The organism is Geothrix fuzhouensis, assembly GCF_024609325.1.
In the GTDB taxonomy this organism is placed as follows: Bacteria; Acidobacteriota; Holophagae; order Holophagales; family Holophagaceae; genus Geothrix; species Geothrix fuzhouensis.
In genome coordinates this window covers 1-18255 of record NZ_JANHMQ010000004.1, presented here as the reverse complement: position 1 = coordinate 18255, position 18255 = coordinate 1, and the positions used below count along the sequence as shown (strand labels likewise).

Here is an 18255-nt window from a genome sequence, read left to right as displayed (position 1 = left end):
GACAAGATGTAGGTGCACCTCCTCGGAGACGCCTGCCCCATGCTTCCCATCCGCCGGCTGCTGTCGCGCGACCTCCTGATCCTCATGGCCGGGCTGTCCGCGCTCCTCCTGGGTCTGTCCTGGTGGGGCCAGCAACAGGCCCTGGAACGCCAAGCCGGCGCCCGCGCCCAGGCTGCGCTGCGCCATCTGGATGAAGCGCTGCGGATCGATCTTGAGGCCTCCCAGTCCCTGGGCCAGGTGATTCACGACTGGTGGCTGGCAGGAATGCTTGACCCCACGCAGCCCCAGCGGGCGGCCCAGCTGATCCTGCCCCTGCTGACCACCCAGCACAGCATCACCAGCCTCAACCTGGCCCAAGCCGATGGCCGCTCTCTCCTTTTCCTGCAGTCCGAGGGGACCTGGTCCATGCGGGAACTGGAGAAGGCCGGCCCCGTGGCGCGCATCCGTTGGTGGCACCCGGATCCGAACGGGCAGATATCGACCGGCGAAGCCTGGGAGCCCATGGCCTATGATCCCCGCACCCGGCCCTGGTATCTGGCAGGGGCGGCGGCGGCCACCCCCACCTGGACGGCCCCCTATGCCTTCTACACCACCCACGATCCGGGCATCACCTTCACGCTGCCTGTCCGCGATGGCTCCGGCCTCCGGGGCGTGGCGGCCCTGGACTTCATGCTCGATGACCTCACCCATCGGGTCTGGGCCGCCCAGCCTACACCTGGGAGCCGGTCTCTCGTGGTGGACGCCGAGAAACGCGCCCTGATCCTCCCGCGGGATCCGGCTTTCGAATCCACCGAAAGCCGCCGGACCGCCTTCCTCCAACCCCTTGGAAACCAGTTCCCGCATCTCGAGGTGGACCGTCTCCAGGACGACGCCAAGGGCGGCCAACCCCACCGGGTCACCTCCCAGGGCCAGGCGGTCATGGGGCTGTCCCGGACCTTTGAGGGGCTTCCCGGCCTCCGCTGGCGGTTGATCCTGACCATCCCCGAAGATGATCTGCTCGGACCTGCAGGCTTCCGGGTGGCGAGCATGCTGGGCCTGGCCATCCTCGGGCTCGGGCTGGCAGCCTGGCGCATCCGGTACATCGCCCGGCGGGTGACGGAACCCATCGCGGCCCTCGGGGCCTTCGCCGAGACCCTGGGTCAGGGCGGGCGGGCCCCAAGGATCCACTCGGATATCCAGGAGATCCGCAGTCTGGAGCGGGCCCTGCTCCAGGCCGAGGAAAGCCTCGCGGACCAGGCCCGCCTGCAGAGCCAGCTGGAGCACAGCCAGCGCATGGAAACCGTGGGAACCCTGGCCGGGGGCATCGCCCATGACGTCAACAACCAGTTGGCCACCATTCTGGGTCAGCTCCACCTGAGCCGCGAGCAGTTGCCGGAAGGGCATCCCGTTCTGACCCGGATCCAGCGGGCCGAGGAGGCCACCCGACGCTGCGCCCAGACCACCAAGGCGCTGCTCTCCTTCAGCCACCAGTCGCGCCCCGAGCTCAAGTCCCTCGACCTGAATGGGCTCGTCCAGGACACGGCGGACATCCTGGACCGTCTGCTGGGCGGGCTCATCCGCCTCCAGCTGACCCTCCAGCCGAACCTTCCGCAGGTTTCCGGAGATTCGGTGCAGCTGGAACAGATCCTCATGAACCTGGCGGTGAATGCCCGGGATGCCATGCCGGGCGGGGGCAACCTCAGCCTTCGAACCTTCCAGGATGAGGCCGGCTGGATCTGCGTGGAGGTCCAGGATACGGGCACAGGGATCGCCGGGGACCTGTTGCCGCACATCTTCGAACCCTTTGTCACCACCAAGGACTCCACCAAGGGAACGGGGCTCGGGCTGGCCATGGTCTTCGGCATCGTGAAGGCCCATCAAGGGCGGGTCAGCGCCGAGAACGTCCCGGGCGGCGGGGCCCGCTTCGTCGTGAGCCTCCCTCCGGCCCACCGGGAGGCGGCGCCCGATGCCCGGCTCCAGGTGGATCCCGCAGGCAAGGAAACAGCCCTCGCCGGGCAGCGGATCCTGGTGGCCGAAGACGAGGCCCTGCTCCGCGACATGCTGGCCGACGCCCTCACCCGGGCCCGGGCTCAGGTCACCGTGGCCCCGGATGGCGAGGTGGCCTGGCGGGCGTGGCAGACGGGCAGCTTCGACCTGGTGTTGAGCGATCACCGCATGCCGGACTGCACGGGCCTCGAGCTGCTGGAACGCATCCGCGCCACGGGCTCGGAGGTCCCCTTCATCCTGGTAAGTGGCCAGGGCCTGGAGGGCATGGAAGCGGCTCTGGCCTTGGTGCCTCGGGTTCGACTGCTGCCTAAACCCTTCGAGTTGTCCCGGCTCCTCGCCCTCATGACCGAGATGCTGGCCCTTCGGAAAAACTAGAGACTCCAGCCTCTCCACCGATTCCCAGCGGCTTCTGCCAGGACCCTTCCTCCGCGCCGCGCCGACCCACCGATCCTTCGCCCCGGGTTCTTCATTGCTGCGCGGGCACCGATGGCCTAATCTGCTGCTTCCATGATCACGGGATGGACAGGATTCCGCCGCCGAGGCTGGGGCTGCGTTGGATGGCGTTCTGCCGTCGCCCTGTGGCTTTGGGTGATTCTTTCCAGCCCGTTCGTGGCCTCGGCTTCCCCCCGCGCCCGCCCGCAGGCCGCCACCCATCGGATCTGGCGCACCGAGGCAGGCCTCTCCCAGGACACGGCCACGGCCCTCCTGGAGGGCCGGGATGGCTTCCTGTGGGTCGGCACCGAGGATGGTCTGGTCCGCTTCGATGGGGCCCGGTTCGAACGCTTCTCCCGGACTGAGGCACCCGCCTTCTCTCACGACGATGTGCGATGCCTGGCCGAGACCCCGGATGGCAGCCTTTGGATCGGCACCTCGCAGTCGGGCCTCTTTCGTCTGAAGGATGGCACCTTCAGCTCCCTCGGCCCCACGGAGGGGCTGCCCGACAAGCCCATCCTCCGCCTCCTGGCTGACACCCAGGGAACCCTCTGGGCCGCCCCGGCCGACGGGCCCCTGCTCCGGCTGGTGGGGGAACGATTCCAGCCGGTCCCGTGTGATGCCGCCCAGCTCCGGATCCAGGCCATGGCCGCGGACCGCGAGGGCACCCTCTGGATCGGCACGGGCGGATCCGGACTGTGGCGCCTCAGGGATCGGCGGCTGGAGCTGGTCTCCCTGGTGGTGGGAGACATCACGGCCCTCGACGTCGATGCCAATGGGACGGTATGGGTGGGAACCCGCACCCAGGGACTGCTCACCCTCGTGGAGGGCCGCCTGGAACCCTCGACCGGCACCAAGGCTCTTCCGGCGCGACCCATCACCACCCTGCGAGCCGATCGGGATGGCGGCCTCTGGATCGGGACCGAACGGGGGGGCCTTTTCCATCGGACTCGCGACAGCCAGATGGAAGCGATGCCCGACGGGCCGCCTTCCCGGTGGACCGTGCTCTGCCTGCTGGAGGATCACGCGGGCACCCTGTGGGTGGGGAGCGAGGACCGGGGCCTTCGCGCCACCTTCACGGTTCCGTTCCGGGCCGTGCCCGTGAAGGGCCCGGAACCCGAAGAGGCGGGCCGGATGGTCTGCCAGGATGCCGCCGGCACCGTGTGGTGCCTGACGGGCGATCAGACCCTCGGCCAGATCCGGGAGGGCCGCGTTGATCCCGTGACCCTCCGCGGGCCCGTGGGCCCGGGGCCCATCTCCGCCTTGTGGCCCCATCGCGGTGGTGGCCTTTGGCTGGGCACCCGCGGCGGTGGCCTGTTCCTCCTGGAGCAGGAAAAAGCTCGAGGTGTGGCCTTCCACGGCACGTCGCAGCCCGACGGCATCCTCTCCCTCTACGAAGATCCTTCTGGCGACCTGTGGATCGCCACCCCCCGCCAGGGCCTGCTGAAGCTTCCCGCTGACGGGGCCCCCCAGGTCTTCCCCGTGGCCCGGGGCGTGATCGCCATGACGGGCGGTGGCCCCGAGCCGCTCTACCTGGCCAGCCCCTCCCAAGGCCTTGGCATCCTGGATGCCAAAGGCCTGCACTGGTTCGGGCCGGCCCAGGGGCTGGGATCCGCTGGCGCTCAGGCCCTGCATCTCGATGCCTCGGGTGGGCTCTGGGTCGGCACGCCGGATGGCCTGCGCCTCTTCCAGAATGATTCGTTCCGCGGGTTCACCGGCCCCGAAGGCCTTCTGAAGATCGGCATCCACGCCGTCCTGGAGGACGCGAACCAGAACCTCTGGCTCAGCACCAGCCAGGGCATGCTCCGGGTACCCCGGTCGGCCTTGTTCCAGGGCCTCCCGACCTCCGGCCCCTCTTCTCTCACCGTCTTCGACCACACGGACGGCCTGCCGGCCCGGGAAACCCACGGGGGCCCCCAACCCGTCGCCTGGCTCACCCGCGACGGAGAGATCTGGGTTCCCACCAGCCGGGGCATGGCCCGCGCGAACACCCGCGACCTGCCACCCGCCCCGGCGCCCCTCCGCTTGAGCCTGGTGAAAGTTCTGAGCGACGAATCAATGCTTCCCCTCAAAGGCCCCCTGAACCTGGCGCCCGGCAGCCACCGGCTGGAGATCCACTACACGGGCATCAGCCTCAGGGGGGCCGAGAAGGTGCGGTTCCGGTATCGCATGGAGGGGATCGATCCGGGCTGGAACGAAGTAGGCGATCGGCGGTTCGCGGTGTACTCGAACTTGCCCCCCGGCCAGCGCCGTTTCCTCCTCCAGGCCTGGCGGCCCGGGGAAGATAGGCCTCCCGAGGAAGTGTCCCTGGACATCGCGGTCCAGCCCTTTTTCCACCAGCGGCCGGTGTTCTGGCTCCTGTGTACCGTGGGAGCCGGACTCTTCGGATGGTGGCTGGTTCACCTTCGCCTCCAGCAGGTGGAGGCTCGCTCGGCCGTGCTCGACGAGCGCAATCGCATGGCCCGGGAGATCCATGACCACCTGGCCCAGGGTTTCACCGGTGTCCTGCTCCAACTCGAAGCCGCCGAGGCCAGGCTGGCCCGGATGCAGGGTGACCCCGAGCCGGTGCTCACGCGCCTGGGCCACGCCCGCGAACTGGCCGCCGCCAGCCTCCAGGAGGCCCGCCGGTCCGTGATGGCCCTGAGCCCCCGCCGGCCCGAGGGGACCGATCTGCTGGGGGCCCTTCGCTTCCTCTCGGATCGCCTCCTTGCGGGCACGGGCATCCAGGTGGAGCTGGCCCAGACGGGCGAGCCAAAGCGCCTGGATCCCCAATTGGAAGCAGAGCTGCTGCGCATGGCTCAGGAGGCCCTCACCAACGCCCTCCGCCATGGGAAGGCAAAATGGGTGCGCGTGACCGTCCAGCACGGCGCGCGCCAGGTGGGCCTGCGCATCGAGGATGATGGCCAGGGCTTCGATCCCGCCGCCGGAGCCGCGGGCTATGGTCTTCGCAGCATCCGTGAAACCCTGAGGAAGCTCCGGGGCCACATCGACATCGACAGTGGACTGGGCCAGGGAACCCGCATCACCATCATCCTACCCCTTCGAAGGTGGCGCCCATGACCATGACCCCCTCCACCCCAATCCGCCTGCTCATCGTGGACGACCACCCGGTGGTGCGCGATGGTCTCGTGGCCATCCTGCACCAGGGTGAACCTGATCTCGAGGTGGTCGGCGAGGTGGGCAACGGCAAGGAGGCCGTGACGGCCTGGCGCACCCTGCGTCCCACGGTCACCATCATGGACCTTCAGCTGCCCGGGCAGTCGGGTGTGGAGGCCATCGCCGCCATCCGGCGGGAGGATCCGGATGCTCGCGTGCTGGTGCTGACCACCTTCGATGGCGACGCCGACATCCAGCGGGCCCTGGAGGCCGGAGCCCGAGGTTACCTGCTGAAGAACATGCGGCGGGGCACCCTCATCGAGGCGGTCCGCGCCGTGGCCGCCGGGCAGCGGTACCTGCCGCCCGCCACCGCCGCCCGGCTGGTGGAGGGCATGGAGTCCGAGCGCCTCACGGCCCGTGAACTGGATGTGCTGAAGCTGCTGGCCCAGGGCCACCGGAACCGCGAGATCGCGGACTCCCTGGGACTGGCCGAACCCACGGTGAAGATCCACGTGAACAACCTGCTGCGGAAGCTCCAGGTGAAGGACCGTACCGAAGCCACCATGGTCGCGTTGCGCCGGGGCATCATCCACATGGAGCCTTGAGCGGCCCTCCGACCTATCTCCGGAAGGTGAAGAACACCGCCCCCACCAGGCAGAGCCCGGCCCACAGGTGGTTGAGGTGCAGCCGCTCCCGCATCCAGGCCACCGTGAACACCGCGAACACCAGGAGCGTCACCACCTCCTGGATCACCTTCAGCTGCGGCAGGCTGAAGCGCCCGTAGCCGAAGCGGTTCGCGGGGACCATCAGGCAGTATTCGAAGAAGGCGATGCCCCAGCTGGCCAGGATCGCGATCCATAGCGGGCTGTCCCGGTGGTGCTTCAGGTGCCCGTACCAGGCGAAGGTCATAAAAATGTTGCTGAGGACGAGCAGCAGGACCGTGCGCATGGATCAACTTTGCAGGCTGTCCTGAATCTTGGCCAGCAGTTCCCTGGGGCCATACGGCTTCTGGATGAAGCCCTTCAGCCCCTTGCCCATGAAGCGGCTCATGGCCTCGACCTCGTTGTAGCCCGAGCTCAGGATCACGCGGATCTCTGGGTGGAGCAGGCGCATCTCCCGGAAGGCTTCTTCGCCCCCCATGCGCGGCATGGTCATGTCCAGGATGACGACCCCGATGGCCGCCCCCTGGGTGCGCACCAGATCCACGGCCTCTATCCCATCCTGGGCTTCCAGCACCTGGAATCCCTTCATCTCCAACGTCTGCCGGGCCACGGCCCGCACGGTCTCGTCGTCATCCACCACCAGGACGATCCCGGTACCAGCCCAGGATGGCTCCTCCATCGGCACGGCCGCGGCCTCAGCGCCGGCACTCAGGGCCGGTAAGAGCACCTTGAAGGTGGTTCCGTGGCCCATCTCCGAGTAGACGCGCAGGGCCCCCTTGTGGCCGCGGACGATGCCCATGATCGCGGAAAGCCCCAGGCCACGGCCCGTGAACTTCGTGGTGAAAAAGGGTTCGAAGATGCGGTTCAGGGTGTCGGAATCCATGCCGCACCCGGTGTCGGCGACCTCAAGATACACATAGATTCCAGGCGCCACGTCCTGGCCCACTAGCATGGTCTGAGCGGCGGCCTCGGTCACGTTCTGGGCCCCAGTGGCAATGGTGATCGAGCCAGACGCCTCGCCAATGGCCTCGGCCGCGTTGATCACCAGGTTCATGATCACCTGCTGGATCTGAGAGGCGTCCGCCGACACCGCCGGCAGGCCCTTCTTCAGCCCCAGGTTGAGCACCACGGTCTTCGGCAGGCTCACCTCCAACAGGTGGAGCATCTCCTCCACCTGGGCGCTGAGGTCGAGGTTCCGCACCTCGAACCGCCCGCGCCCCGAATAGGCCAGCATCTGGCGGGTCAGGTCCGCGGCCCGCTGGCCCGCCTTCTGGATGGATTCCAGGTTGCGCCTGGCCGGGTGCAGCGGATTCAGTTGCTCCAGCGCCAACCCCGCGTGCCCAAGGACACCCATGAGCAGGTTGTTGAAGTCGTGAGCGATGCCGCCGGCCAGGACCCCCAGGCTCTCCATCTTCTGGGCCTGGAAAAGCTGCCGCTCCAGGGCCGCGTGCTCCGCCCCGACGCGCTTCTGGTCCGTGAGATCGCGGAAGACGGCGTGGTAGATGTGCTGGGAACCCAGGAGGTACTGGGTGATGGCCACGTCGCAGGGAATTTCGTGACCACTGGCGTGGAGAAAGGTCCACTCGAACCGATTGCGCAGCCCTGACTTCACCTCCGCCAGGAGCGCCAAGGCGGCCTCCCGGCTGGAGGCTCCTGTGGGCTGCCGGGCCGGGCTCAGCCGGGTCGGATCGACCCCCAACAGGGCCTGCCTCGGGTATCCGAGCAACGCCACCGTGGCCTTGTTTACGTCCATGATCAGGCCCTGGGCCAGGAGCGCCGTGGCATCCGGCGATTGCTCAAACAGCAGACGGAAGCGGGTCTCCTGGGCTTCCAGAGCCTTGCGAGCATACAGACGGTTCAGCACCAGACCGGCCGTTTCCGCCAGGCTTTGGAGTGCTTCGAACTGTTCCTCGGAGATCACCACGTGGCCCTGATCCCCATAGGATCCGCCACTGAGCGACCCGGCCACGCTGCCCTCGTGGGCCAGGGGCAGACCCACCCAGGTGTGAAGGGGCCCCGGCCAGCCGAACCGGCCGGGGCTGGTCGGAAGGTCCTCCCAACGGGGGATGAGGACAGCCTTCTGCTGCAAGTGGACTCGCTCGAGGATGGGATCCCCATCCACGGGATCGGGCCGACGGATGCCTTCGACCGAGCCGTAGGCCTCCAGGCCTGGGGTCCAATGGGTCGTCCGGCAGGTGCGGGTCGAGGGGTCGTACCGGTTGAACCACCACTCCGTGAGGGGGCCGAGTCGCACAGCCCACTGGAACAGCCGGGCCACCAGGGCATCCTCATCCGTCGCCTCCGCCAGGTCGCGCACCGCCTTGGCCAAGTCCCGGAACAACAAAGCCGTTTCCGCGAGGCGCGCCTCCGCCTGGAGGCGCTCGAGGGCCAGGGCGCCGATCCGGGCCAGACTCTGGAGTACCGCCAATCCTTCTTCACCGGGCAGGAAGGCCGCTTCATCCTGGAAGGCCGCAGCGAAGAGCAGCCCGGACAGGCGCCCCTCGAACGCCAGGGGGAGGCCCAGCAGGCTCCGTAGGCCGGTCGTTTCCACCAGCACCGGCGGCACCATATCGGGCGAGGTCCGGGCATCGGCGATCCAGCCCGACCGCAGGTGTGTGCAGATCTCTTGTACCAGCCCCGAGTCGAAGAGCGACAAGCCGGGGCCCTGGATCGCGGTGCCGAGGCGCACCTTCGCCAAGGGGGTCGCGGCCACCAGATCCACCGACCGAGGGCCTTCCCGCTCCTCGATCTGACCCAGGAACCAGTGGCCGCTTGGCAGGGCCTCCGACGCGCGGTCCAGCAACACCCGGTAGACCTCCTCCCGGCTGCGGGCCAGGCTCAGGGCGTAGATACCCTCCGCCAGATGGCGCTGCAACGACTCAGAGCCCGCAGCTTCATCGGAGCGGGCGGAATCGGAGGGCTGGCGCGGAGGGACGTCCAAGGTGATTCCAGGCCAAGTGGGTAGGAAGATGCCTGGACTGTATCAGAGGGTGCCCGTCCCTACCGTGCGATTTCCACCGCACGCAACTCCCGCATGACCGTGACCTTGATCTGGCCGGGGTACTGCATTTCCGATTCGATGCGGCGCGAGACGTCCTTGGCGATCCAGTAGGCCTGGTCGTCGTTCACGGAACCCGCATCCACCAGGATGCGGATCTCACGGCCGGCCTGCATGGCGTAGCTCTTCTGCACGCCCTTGTAGCTGCTGGCGATCTCCTCGAGCTTCTCCAGGCGCTTGACGTAGGTCTCCAGCATCTCGCGGCGGGCGCCGGGGCGCGCGGCACTAAGGGCGTCCGCGGCGGTGATGAGCATGGCCTCCACCGTGCGGGGTTCGAAGTCCCCGTGGTGGCAGCTCATGGCGTGGATGACCTCTTCCTTCTCGCCATAGCGCTGCATCAGCTGCATGCCGATCTCGATGTGCGTGCCTTCCACCTCGCGGTCGATGGCCTTGCCGATGTCGTGAAAGAGTCCCGCCCGCCGCGCCAGCCGTGCATCCGAGCCCATCTCGCCGGCCATGTACTCGGCGATGCGGGCGACTTCCTTGGTGTGCTCCAGCACGTTCTGGCCGTAGGAGGTGCGGTAGTTCAGGCGGCCCACCAGCTTGTGCAGCTTAGGGTGCACGTCGGGAAAGCCCAGCTCGATGCAGGCGGCCTCGCCGATCTCCTTGAGGTGCTGGTCCATGTCCACCTTCACCTTCTCCACCACCTCCTCGATGCGGGCGGGGTGGATGCGGCCGTCGGCCAGGAGCTTGAGGATGGCCTGGCGCGCCACCTCGCGGCGGATGGGGTCGAAGCTGGACACGACGATGCTCTCGGGTGTGTCGTCCACGATGAGATCGCAGCCCGTGGCCTTTTCCAGGGCCCGGATGTTGCGGCCCTCACGGCCGATGATGCGGCCCTTGAGATCGTCGCTGGGCAGCTGCACGGAACTGACCGATTGTTCGGCCACCACGTCCGAGGCCACGCGCTGGATGGCAGCGCCGATGGTCCAGCGGGCCTTTTTGGCCGCCTCCTCCTGGGCCTCTTCGTCGATGCGCCGCACCAGCTTGGCGGCGTCCATCTTGGCGGCGTATTCCAGCTGGCTGATCAGCTCTTTCTTGGCATCCTCGCGGGTGAGCCCGGCGACCTCCTCCAACCGCTTGGCCTGGGCCTCCACCAGCTGCTTCGCCTCGGCCTGCTGGGCTTCCAGCTTTTCGAGCTCGGCTTTGCGCTTCTCGGCCAGGGTCTCAAGATCCTTGGCCTTCAATTCCACCTGCTGGAGCTTCTTGTCGAGACCCTCCTCTTTGGACTGGAGGCCGGTTTCCTTCGACTGGAGCCGCTGTTCCTGCTTTTCCAGGTTGGCCTGGCGCTCAGCCAGGAGCTTTTCCGCCTCCTGCCGCGCCTGAAGGGCCTGCTCCTTGGCCCTCAGATCGGATTCCTTCCGCAGGGCCTCCACCTCCTGCTCGCCCCGCTCCCGAAGGCGCTGGGCTTCACGCTTGGCTTCTTCCAGCAGCTGCTCGCGCTGGACCTTGACATCGGCTTCAGCACGGGCCTGAGCCTGGGAGGCCTCCACCGTGGCCTTCTGGGCCCGCAGGGCCATGAGGAGTCCCACCCCGGCCGCGGCGAAGAAGAGGAGGAGAAAAATCCAGCTGATCAGGTTCATGGGCGACTCCAGGGAATTGGGATCCGAAGAGCCACCAGCATCAGAATGTGAAAGAAAATCCCCGCTCAGTCGTGGAGGCTTGCCGAGTTCCCTAACTTGTAGGGGGGAAACCAGAATCCCTGGCTAAGGCGCGCCGACGCGCGGAACGCACAGGACAGGGGGAAGGTCTCCCAGGTCGACTTACGGAACAAGCGCTTGGCCATGATCACGGGCCTCGCAGGGAAAATCAGTCTCCGTCCTCGTCGAGGAAGGGCACGGGGGCGGAAGGTTCGTCCGGAACATCGTTCAGCAACTTTGAAAGAGTCTGTTCCAGGTTCTGGTTGTGCTGGTTGGCTTCCTGCTCCAGGCGCGCCACACGGTGCGCCAGGTTCAGGGCGCCCAGGAGGTACCAAGACGGGGTGTCGAGGCCCTTCGGGACGCTCCCCCATCTTAGCTGGCATTGCGAGTCCATGTCGCGGAAGGTGTCTTCCAGGATCCGGACGGCCCCCGCCAGGGTTTCGGGCCGGTCCGTCTGGACCTGGAGCTCCCGCCCCAGGACTGAAACCGTGGCGGCCCGGACCCCCGGCAGGGGCGGCTGGGGCTTCATCCCAACGCCTCCAGTGCCTGCAGAATGGCGGCCACCTGCGCCTTCACCGCTTCGCGGTCCTTCTCCAGGGCCGCCTTCTCCGCCACGGCTTCCTCCAACCGAGCACGGAGGGACTGCAGTTCCTGATCTCCAGCGGCCCCGGCAGACTTCAGCGCATCTAGCTCTTCTTTCAGCTGGTTACGCTGCTGCACAAGGGCCTGCATCTTGGTTTCGAGCTGTTTCAAAAGGTCCATGGCTGCCTCTGTGCCCATCTTACGCCCGGAGCTTCGCCCCGAGCGCTTCCGCCGCAGCCAAGGCCGAGGCCACCCAGCCGTCGACCTCGCCTCCGACCAACGTGCGGTCCCCCTGGAAGCGCAGGCGCATCAACCAGGCCTGGCGACCCTCCGGCAGGCTCTTGTGCCGGAACACGTCCACGCAACGCAGATCCTGGAGCATGGTTCCAGGCAGGGCCGCCCGCATGGCCGAAGCCAGGGCCTCATAGGACTGGCCCAGGTTCACCAGGAGGGACAGGTCGCGTTCCACGGCGGGGAAGCGGCTGAACGCCCGGAAGGCCGGGATGATCCGCGCCCCCGCCTGGGGCAGGTCCGAGACGGGAAGCTCGAACCCGAACAGGCCCTCACCCAGCGAACGCACCTCGGGACGCGAGTCCAGCCCCAGATCCCAGGCGATGCCGACCAGATCGGCTTCCCGCACGGGGCGGGCGGGACTCAGGTAGTCCTCGCCCCCCAACGTGCCGCCCCAGACGACGCCGAGGGTGTAGCTCTCTGTGGGGCCCTGGGGACCGCTGGTGAAGGTGGGTGCCACTTCGAAGAGGCGGATCTCCCGCACGCCCTGGCGGAGGTTCTGCTCGGCGGTGGCCCGCAGGCTCGACAGGAGCGTCCCGCGCAGCACCGAGTATTCCTGGCCGAGGGGATTGGCCAGGGTGCGCCCTTCGGGGGCGTTGCCGACCACCGCGAAGGCGGCGTCCGCCTCGGGGCTGATGAAGCCGTAAGTCACGGTCTGGAGGTACCCCAGGTGAGCCAGGCGCCGGGCCAGGGCCTGCCGCTGGAGGTAGGCCGGGGCAAGGGGCCGCGGCGGACCTTCCAGGGCCGGCAGCACTGACGGGATGTGCTCGTAGCCACGAAGGCGCAGGACCTCCTCAGCCAGATCATCCGGGATGGTGAGGTCGTGGCGCCACGTGGGGGGCTGGGCGACCAGGGCCTCCGGATGCAGTTCCACCGTGCAACCCAGGCGGTGCAGGATTTCAGATGCTTCGGTCAGGGTCAACGGCTCGCCAGCCACGCGGGTGAGCATGGCCTCGGGAAGCAAAACTTTGGCGTCCGGTGTGGGCAGGGAACCCACCGTCCAGGCGCCTTCCAGGGTGGCGCCGGCCCAGGTCTGAAGCCGAGCCACCAGGAGGTCCCGGGCCACCGAGGCCATGGCGGCATCGGCGCCTCGGCCGAACCGGTGGGAGGCGTCCGTATGCAGGCTGTGGCGCCGCGCCGTCGCGCGCACCGTCTTCGGATCGAACCAGGCGCTCTCCAGCAACACGCGCCTGGTGGCTTCCGTCACCTTGGTTCCCTCGCCGCCCATGACCCCCGCCAGGGCGATGGGCCCGGCCTCATCGGCGATGACGAGATCCTGGGCCGTGAGTGAACGGATCACGCCATCCAGCGTCACCAGCTTCTCCCCGGCCTTCGCCCAGCGCACGGAGACCGCGCCCTGGATGCGATCCGCATCGAAGGCGTGGGTGGGATGACCGTAGCGGTGCAGCAATTCATTCGAGGCGTCGACGGCCGGCAACCCCTTGGGCGAGGACTCGAGGGCCAGCAGGAAGGCTTGGGTTTCCATCGGCGTTCCGCCCGCCCCGAGGCTGAGCAGGGCCGTGGCGTAGATGGGGCAGGCGGGGCTCTCGAGGCGCACGGTCACCTTGGGTGCGCCTTCGGCCGCAGGGGGTGGAGCCAGGGGCGTCAGGGGCTGCTGCAGCTTCGCCGCCACCTCCCGGGCCACGCCACGGTGGGACATGGCGTCGCCGCGGTTGGCGGTGATGTCCACGTCCAGCACCTCGGTGCCTTCCCGAGACGCGACGCCATCCACGGGAAAGCCGAGGGCGGCCAGCAATTCGCAGAGCTGGCGCGTGTCCAGGGCAGCGGCGGCCGGGATTTCAGCGGCCAGGGCCTTGCGTTCAATCCACATCAGTCGAGCCCTCCCATGGCCTTGAGGAAGCGCTGATCGTTTTCGAAGAACAGCCGCAGATCGGGTGTCTGGCTCAGCATCATGGCCATGCGCTCCACGCCCATGCCGAAGGCCCAGCCGGACCATTCCTCGGGGTCGATGCCCGCGTGCCTCAGCACGTTCGGATGGAGGAGACCTGCGCCCAGGATTTCGACCCAGCCGGAGCCCTTGCACACGCGGCAGCCCTTCGCGCCGCAGAGGGGACAGCTCACGTCGACTTCACATCCGGGTTCCACGAAGGGGAAGTACGAGGGCCGCAGGCGGATCTCGGTGTGGGGCCCGAAGAGCGCTCGCAGCGCGTATTCCAACGTGCCTTTGAGGTGCTGCATGCCGATGCCATGGCCCACGAGCATGCCCTCGACCTGGTGGAACATGGGGCTGTGGGTGGGGTCGATCTCGTCCTTGCGGTACACGCGCCCCGGCGCCAGGAAGCGGGTACCGCCGAGCCTCACGAGGTCCGGTGCCACGCGCAGAAGGGTGCGCACCTGCACGGGACTGGTGTGCGTGCGAAGCAGCAATTCCGGATGGGCCGCGAGGTAGAAGGTATCCGAGGAAGCCTTGGCCGGATGATCCTCGGGGATGTTCAGGCCATCGAAGTTGTGGACCTCGGTCTCGACCTCCGGGCCCTCCTCCACATGGAAACCCAACGGGCGGAAGACCTCCACCAGGCGGTCCATGAGGCGGTTCAAGGGATGGAGCGCACCGCGGGCCGGGACGGGCGGCGGCAGCGAGGGGTCCCAGTTTGAGGCCAGCGCAGTCAGGTTCTTCTTCGCCGTTTCCAGTTCGGTCTGGCGGGCCTTCAGGCCCTCCTCCCACTCCTGCTTGAGGCCATTGATGGCGGCACCCAGGTCGCGCTTCTGCTCCTTGGGCGCGGCCTTCAGCAGATCCATGAGGCGCGCGGCGTGGCTACCCTCGCGGCCCACGTAAGCGCCCTTCAGGCGCAGCAGGCCATCCAGGTCGGCGCAAGCCGCCAGGGCCTGCGGGAAGGCGCGGCCCGCCTCGACGATCTCCGGCGGCAGCAGATGGTCCATGACAAGCCTCGAGGCATGGGGTTCAAAACAAAGAAAGGCCGCTCACGCGGCCTTTCGGGTATCGGCGATGTGGTGCGTTCGCGATCAGCCCTTGGCCACGGCCACGAGCTTGGTAAACGCTTCGGGATTGCGCACGGCAAGGTCCGCGAGGATCTTGCGATCCAGGTCCACGGAAGCCTTCTTCAGGCCTCCCATGAACTTGGAGTAGCTGGTGCCGTTCTGCGTGCAGGCAGCGCTGATGCGCACCACCCAGAGGCGGCGGAAGTCGCGCTTCTTGACCTTGCGGTCGCGGTAGCCGTAGCCGAGGGCCTTCTCGACGGCTTCCTTGGCGGAGCGGTACAGACGGGACTTGGCGCCGTAGAAGCCCTTGGCGAACTTCATCATTCGCTTGCGGCGCTGGGCGCGCTTGAAACCACGTTTAACGCGAGTCATGTTGCTTCCTTTCCTCGAGGCAGCTCAGGACGAGCATTTGAAGGCCTCATCGGGGGTGGCCTCAGCCACCGGGTTGAACCACTGATTCTAGGACCGGTGGCTGGGGAGAACAAGCGCGAAGCAGGCTATGCCTGCGCGGCGCGCGGGGGCTTGGGGGTGTGCGCGCAGCGCGGAACCCCCAAACGACATCACGCGTACGGAAGCATGGCCGCCACGGCCTTCTGATCCGCCTTGGCCACCATCCGACCCATGTCCAGCTGGCGCTTCCGCTTCGCGGTCTTCTTGGTCAGGATGTGGCGCTGGTGCGAGCAGCCGCGCTTGAACTTGCCGCCGGCGGTCTTCTTGAACCGCTTCTGGGCGCCCTTGTGGGTCTTGATCTTGTAACCGCTCATGGGTTCCTCGCTAGATTGGAGCTTCGGTAGCTGGTGTTTCGGGTGTGGCAGCCTTGGGTTTCTTGGGCGCCTTGGGCACTTCGATGATCCGGGGGGCGAGGATGGCGTGCATGTCGCGTCCATCAATGCCAGCGCCCTTCTCGACGATGGCCTTGTCCCCGACCCGCTGGATGACTTCCTCAATGATCCGGTAGCCGATGTCGCGATGGACGACTTCGCGCCCGCGGAACATGACCACCACCTTGACTTTGTCTTCTTCCTCCAGGAACCGCAGGATGTGCTTCACCTTGAAGTCGAAGTCGTGGTCATCGGTCTTGGGGCGGAACTTCACTTCCTTGACCACGATGTTCTTCTGCTTGGCTCGGGCGGCGTGTTCCCGCTTCGCTTCCATGAACTTGTACTTGCCGTAGTCCATGATCCTGCAGACGGGCGGGTTGGCATTTCCGGCCACTTCCACCAGATCCAAACCACGTTCTTCCGCGATCCGGATGGCCTGGTTTGGGGGCATCAAGCCGAGCTGTTCGCCATCTTCGGAGATGACGCGGACCTCGGGGGCCCGGATGCCGTCGTTGATGCGAGTCTCATTAGGACGAATGGTTCCTCCCCTAGTTGCACAAGGACAAAAAGTTTACCACTTGGATGGATTCTCGCCAAGCAAGGAAAACAAGCTCAACGCTGCCGCCCCCGCACTTCGCTCGCCAGGGTTGCCAGGAACCCATCCAGGGGCTGCACGCCCAGGTCACCCCGGTGGCGGTGCCGGACGGACACCGTGCCCGCCTCGGCCTCGCGATCCCCGATCACCAGCATGTAGGGCACCTTGGCCAGCTGGGCGTCGCGGATCTTGGCCTTCAGGCTTTCGTTGCGTTGATCCACCTCGGCCCGTAGCCCGAGAGCCTTCGCGCGAGCGGCGACCTCGGTGGCAAAGGCATTGGCCCGATCGGTGATGGGCAGAATAGCCACCTGCGTGGGCGCTAGCCAAGCCGGGAAAGCCCCGGCGGTGTGCTCCACCAGGATGCCCATGAAGCGCTCCAGACTGCCCAGGATCGCCCGGTGCAGCATCACGGGACGGCCCTCGGTGCCATCGGCCTTCGTGTAGGTCAAGTCGAAGCGCTCCGGCAGCATGTAGTCCACCTGGAGGGTGCCCAGCTGCCAGGGCCGCTTGAGGGCATCCAGGATCTGGAACTCGATCTTGGGCCCATAAAAGGCGCCTTCGCCGGGATTCAAGGTGTAGGGCATGCCGGCCTCGTCCAGCGCCTCGCCCAGGGCCTTCTCGGCCGCATCCCAGATCTCGTCCGAACCCAGCCGCTTCTCGGGCCGGGTGGAGAGCGCCACGCGCATCCCTTCGAAGCCGAAGGTGTCGTAGACCTCTTTCAGCAGGGCCAGGAAGGCGGCCATCTCGGTCTTGATCTGCTCGGGCGCGCAATAGATGTGGGCATCGTCCTGGCAGAACGTGCGCACGCGCGTCAGCCCGTGCGTGACGCCGCTGCGCTCGTAACGGTGCAGGCGGCCGAAGTCCGCGTAGCGGATGGGCAGGTCACGGTAGCTGTGCTTCTGGGCACCAAACATGAGGCAGTGGCCGGGGCAGTTCATGGGCTTCACCGCGTACTCGCGTTCCTCGGCGGTGGTGAAGTACATGTTCTCGGCGTAATTCTCGTAGTGGCCACTGGTCTTCCAGAGGGCCACGTCCAGGATCTGGGGGGTGATCACCTCGTCGTAGCCGTACTTGAAGTACAGCTCACGGATGTAGGTGACGAGCTCGTTGTAGACCTGGGTGCCCTTGGGGTGGAAGAAGGGTGAGGCTGGCGCTTCCGGGTGGAAGGAATAGAGCCCCAGTTCCTTGCCCAGCTTGCGATGATCGCGTGCCTTGGCTTCCTCGAGCCGCTTCAGATGCTCGTCCAGCTCCTTCTGGGTGTGGAAGGCGGTGCCGTAGATGCGGCTGAGCATCTGGTTCTTCTCGTCACCCTTCCAGTAGGCACCCGCAATGCTGAGCAGCTTGAAGGCCTTGAGCTTCGAAGTGTTGGGCACATGGGGGCCGCGACAGAGGTCGTAGAAGTCCCCTTGCTTGTAGCCGCTGATGATGTCCCCGGCGGTGATCCCCGACACGACCTCGACCTTCAGGGGTTCACCCATGGCCTGGAACCGAGCCACGGCGGCATCCCGTGTTAGGTCCTCCCGTTCGACCTCGACACCCTCGGCCACGATCTTCCGCATCTCGGCCTCGATGACCGGCAGATCCTCGGGGGTGAAGGGTTTATCAACCCAGAAGTCGTAGTAGAACCCGTCCTCGATGGTCGGACCGATGCCCACCCGGGCGTTCGGATAGAGCCGCTTCACCGCGTGGGCCAGCAGGTGGGCCGTGGAGTGGCGGATCAATTCCAGGCTTTCCGGCGTCTTGCTGGTGACGATTTCGACCTTGGCGCCATTCGCCAAGGGGGCCTTCAGGTCCGCCAGGTGGCCATCCACCTTGACAGCCAGCGCCGCCTCCAGGAGTCGGGCCCCAATGCCCGCCGCCAGGTCGGCCCCGGTGGCACCCTCGGCCAGCTGCCGGAGGGAGTCGTCGGGAAGTCGGACCTCGATGGACATGGGTTCCTCGAAACAATAGAAGAATTTTACCGATTAAACAGCTCCGGGCCATCAATTGTGATGGCCCGGAGGGGATATAACGTCGCAGCGACCTACTTTTCCACTCCTGTGAGGAGCAGTATCATCGGCCCTCCAAGTCTTAACTGCCGTGTTCGGGATGGGAACGGGTGTGACACTTGGGGAAAAGCCACGACGAAGGG

The 18255-nt window shown here is 66.9% G+C and carries 14 protein-coding genes and 1 rRNA gene; 3 read left to right on the top strand and 12 right to left on the bottom strand.

The features are described from left to right. The first annotated feature begins 39 nt into the window (after positions 1-39). The 3 genes from NOV74_RS13260 (at position 40) to NOV74_RS13250 (ending at position 6119) form a co-directional block, all read left to right on the top strand. A complete protein-coding gene (locus NOV74_RS13260) occupies positions 40-2361 on the top strand; it encodes a hybrid sensor histidine kinase/response regulator (RefSeq protein ID WP_257313350.1) in 2322 nt (773 codons plus the stop codon). Between the two features lie 213 nt (positions 2362-2574). Beyond that, positions 2575-5478, top strand: coding sequence for a sensor histidine kinase (locus NOV74_RS13255; protein ID WP_257313348.1), 2904 nt, complete (start codon positions 2575-2577; stop codon positions 5476-5478). Then, a complete protein-coding gene (locus NOV74_RS13250) occupies positions 5475-6119 on the top strand; it encodes a response regulator (RefSeq protein WP_257313346.1) in 645 nt (214 codons plus the stop codon). The genes NOV74_RS13255 and NOV74_RS13250 overlap by 4 nt, the downstream gene beginning before the upstream one ends. Before the next feature lie 13 nt (positions 6120-6132). On the opposite strand, the gene NOV74_RS13245 is transcribed toward NOV74_RS13250, so the two are convergent. From NOV74_RS13245 to rrf, 12 genes are all read right to left on the bottom strand, one after another. Beyond that, entirely contained in the window at positions 6133-6462 is a 330-nt protein-coding gene (locus NOV74_RS13245; RefSeq protein WP_257313344.1) for a DMT family protein, read from the bottom strand. Positions 6463-6465: 3 nt separating this feature from the next. Further along, positions 6466-9117 carry a response regulator gene (locus NOV74_RS13240; RefSeq protein ID WP_257313342.1) on the bottom strand — a complete coding sequence of 884 codons (2652 nt, stop codon included), beginning with the start codon at positions 9115-9117 and terminating at the stop codon, positions 6466-6468. Positions 9118-9176: 59 nt separating this feature from the next. Then, complete coding sequence (rny, locus tag NOV74_RS13235) at positions 9177-10817, bottom strand: ribonuclease Y (protein ID WP_257313340.1); 1641 nt, start codon at positions 10815-10817, stop codon at positions 9177-9179. Between the two features lie 226 nt (positions 10818-11043). Beyond that, entirely contained in the window at positions 11044-11403 is a 360-nt protein-coding gene (locus tag NOV74_RS13230; RefSeq protein WP_257313338.1) for a cell division protein ZapA, read from the bottom strand. Continuing rightward, entirely contained in the window at positions 11400-11636 is a 237-nt protein-coding gene (gene zapB / locus NOV74_RS13225; protein WP_257313337.1) for a cell division protein ZapB, read from the bottom strand. The genes NOV74_RS13230 and zapB overlap by 4 nt, the downstream gene beginning before the upstream one ends. 19 nt (positions 11637-11655) lie before the next feature. Next, complete coding sequence (locus tag NOV74_RS13220; protein ID WP_257313335.1) at positions 11656-13578, bottom strand: phenylalanine--tRNA ligase subunit beta; 1923 nt, start codon at positions 13576-13578, stop codon at positions 11656-11658. After that, the gene (pheS, locus tag NOV74_RS13215) at positions 13578-14648 is read right to left on the bottom strand and encodes a phenylalanine--tRNA ligase subunit alpha (RefSeq protein WP_257313333.1); all 1071 of its coding nucleotides are present in this window, start codon (positions 14646-14648) and stop codon (positions 13578-13580) included. Before pheS ends, NOV74_RS13220 begins: the two co-directional genes overlap by 1 nt. 84 nt (positions 14649-14732) lie before the next feature. After that, a complete protein-coding gene (gene rplT / locus NOV74_RS13210; RefSeq protein WP_026853513.1) occupies positions 14733-15080 on the bottom strand; it encodes a 50S ribosomal protein L20 in 348 nt (115 codons plus the stop codon). Positions 15081-15268: 188 nt separating this feature from the next. Next, positions 15269-15472, bottom strand: coding sequence for a 50S ribosomal protein L35 (gene rpmI, locus NOV74_RS13205; protein WP_257313331.1), 204 nt, complete (start codon positions 15470-15472; stop codon positions 15269-15271). Between the two features lie 10 nt (positions 15473-15482). Next, positions 15483-16046, bottom strand: coding sequence for a translation initiation factor IF-3 (gene infC / locus NOV74_RS13200; RefSeq protein WP_257313860.1), 564 nt, complete (start codon positions 16044-16046; stop codon positions 15483-15485). Positions 16047-16141: 95 nt separating this feature from the next. Beyond that, on the bottom strand, positions 16142-18055 hold the full coding sequence (thrS, locus tag NOV74_RS13195; RefSeq protein ID WP_257313329.1) for a threonine--tRNA ligase: 1914 nt from the start codon (positions 18053-18055) through the stop codon (positions 16142-16144). A 79-nt stretch (positions 18056-18134) separates the two neighbouring features. Next, a 5S ribosomal RNA gene (rrf, locus tag NOV74_RS13190) occupies positions 18135-18250 on the bottom strand. Between the last annotated feature and the right edge of the window lie 5 nt (positions 18251-18255).

Coding starts and splice junctions, on each gene's coding strand:
- NOV74_RS13260 (WP_257313350.1), top strand. CDS start 40: ATGCTTCCCATCCGCCGGCTGCTGTCGCGCGACCTCCTGATCCTCATG.
- NOV74_RS13250 (WP_257313346.1), top strand. CDS start 5,475: ATGACCATGACCCCCTCCACCCCAATCCGCCTGCTCATCGTGGACGAC.
- NOV74_RS13245 (WP_257313344.1), bottom strand. CDS start 6,462: ATGCGCACGGTCCTGCTGCTCGTCCTCAGCAACATTTTTATGACCTTC.
- rny (WP_257313340.1), bottom strand. CDS start 10,817: ATGAACCTGATCAGCTGGATTTTTCTCCTCCTCTTCTTCGCCGCGGCC.
- NOV74_RS13230 (WP_257313338.1), bottom strand. CDS start 11,403: ATGAAGCCCCAGCCGCCCCTGCCGGGGGTCCGGGCCGCCACGGTTTCA.
- zapB (WP_257313337.1), bottom strand. CDS start 11,636: ATGGACCTTTTGAAACAGCTCGAAACCAAGATGCAGGCCCTTGTGCAG.
- NOV74_RS13220 (WP_257313335.1), bottom strand. CDS start 13,578: ATGTGGATTGAACGCAAGGCCCTGGCCGCTGAAATCCCGGCCGCCGCT.
- pheS (WP_257313333.1), bottom strand. CDS start 14,648: ATGGACCATCTGCTGCCGCCGGAGATCGTCGAGGCGGGCCGCGCCTTC.
- rplT (WP_026853513.1), bottom strand. CDS start 15,080: ATGACTCGCGTTAAACGTGGTTTCAAGCGCGCCCAGCGCCGCAAGCGA.
- rpmI (WP_257313331.1), bottom strand. CDS start 15,472: ATGAGCGGTTACAAGATCAAGACCCACAAGGGCGCCCAGAAGCGGTTC.
- thrS (WP_257313329.1), bottom strand. CDS start 18,055: ATGTCCATCGAGGTCCGACTTCCCGACGACTCCCTCCGGCAGCTGGCC.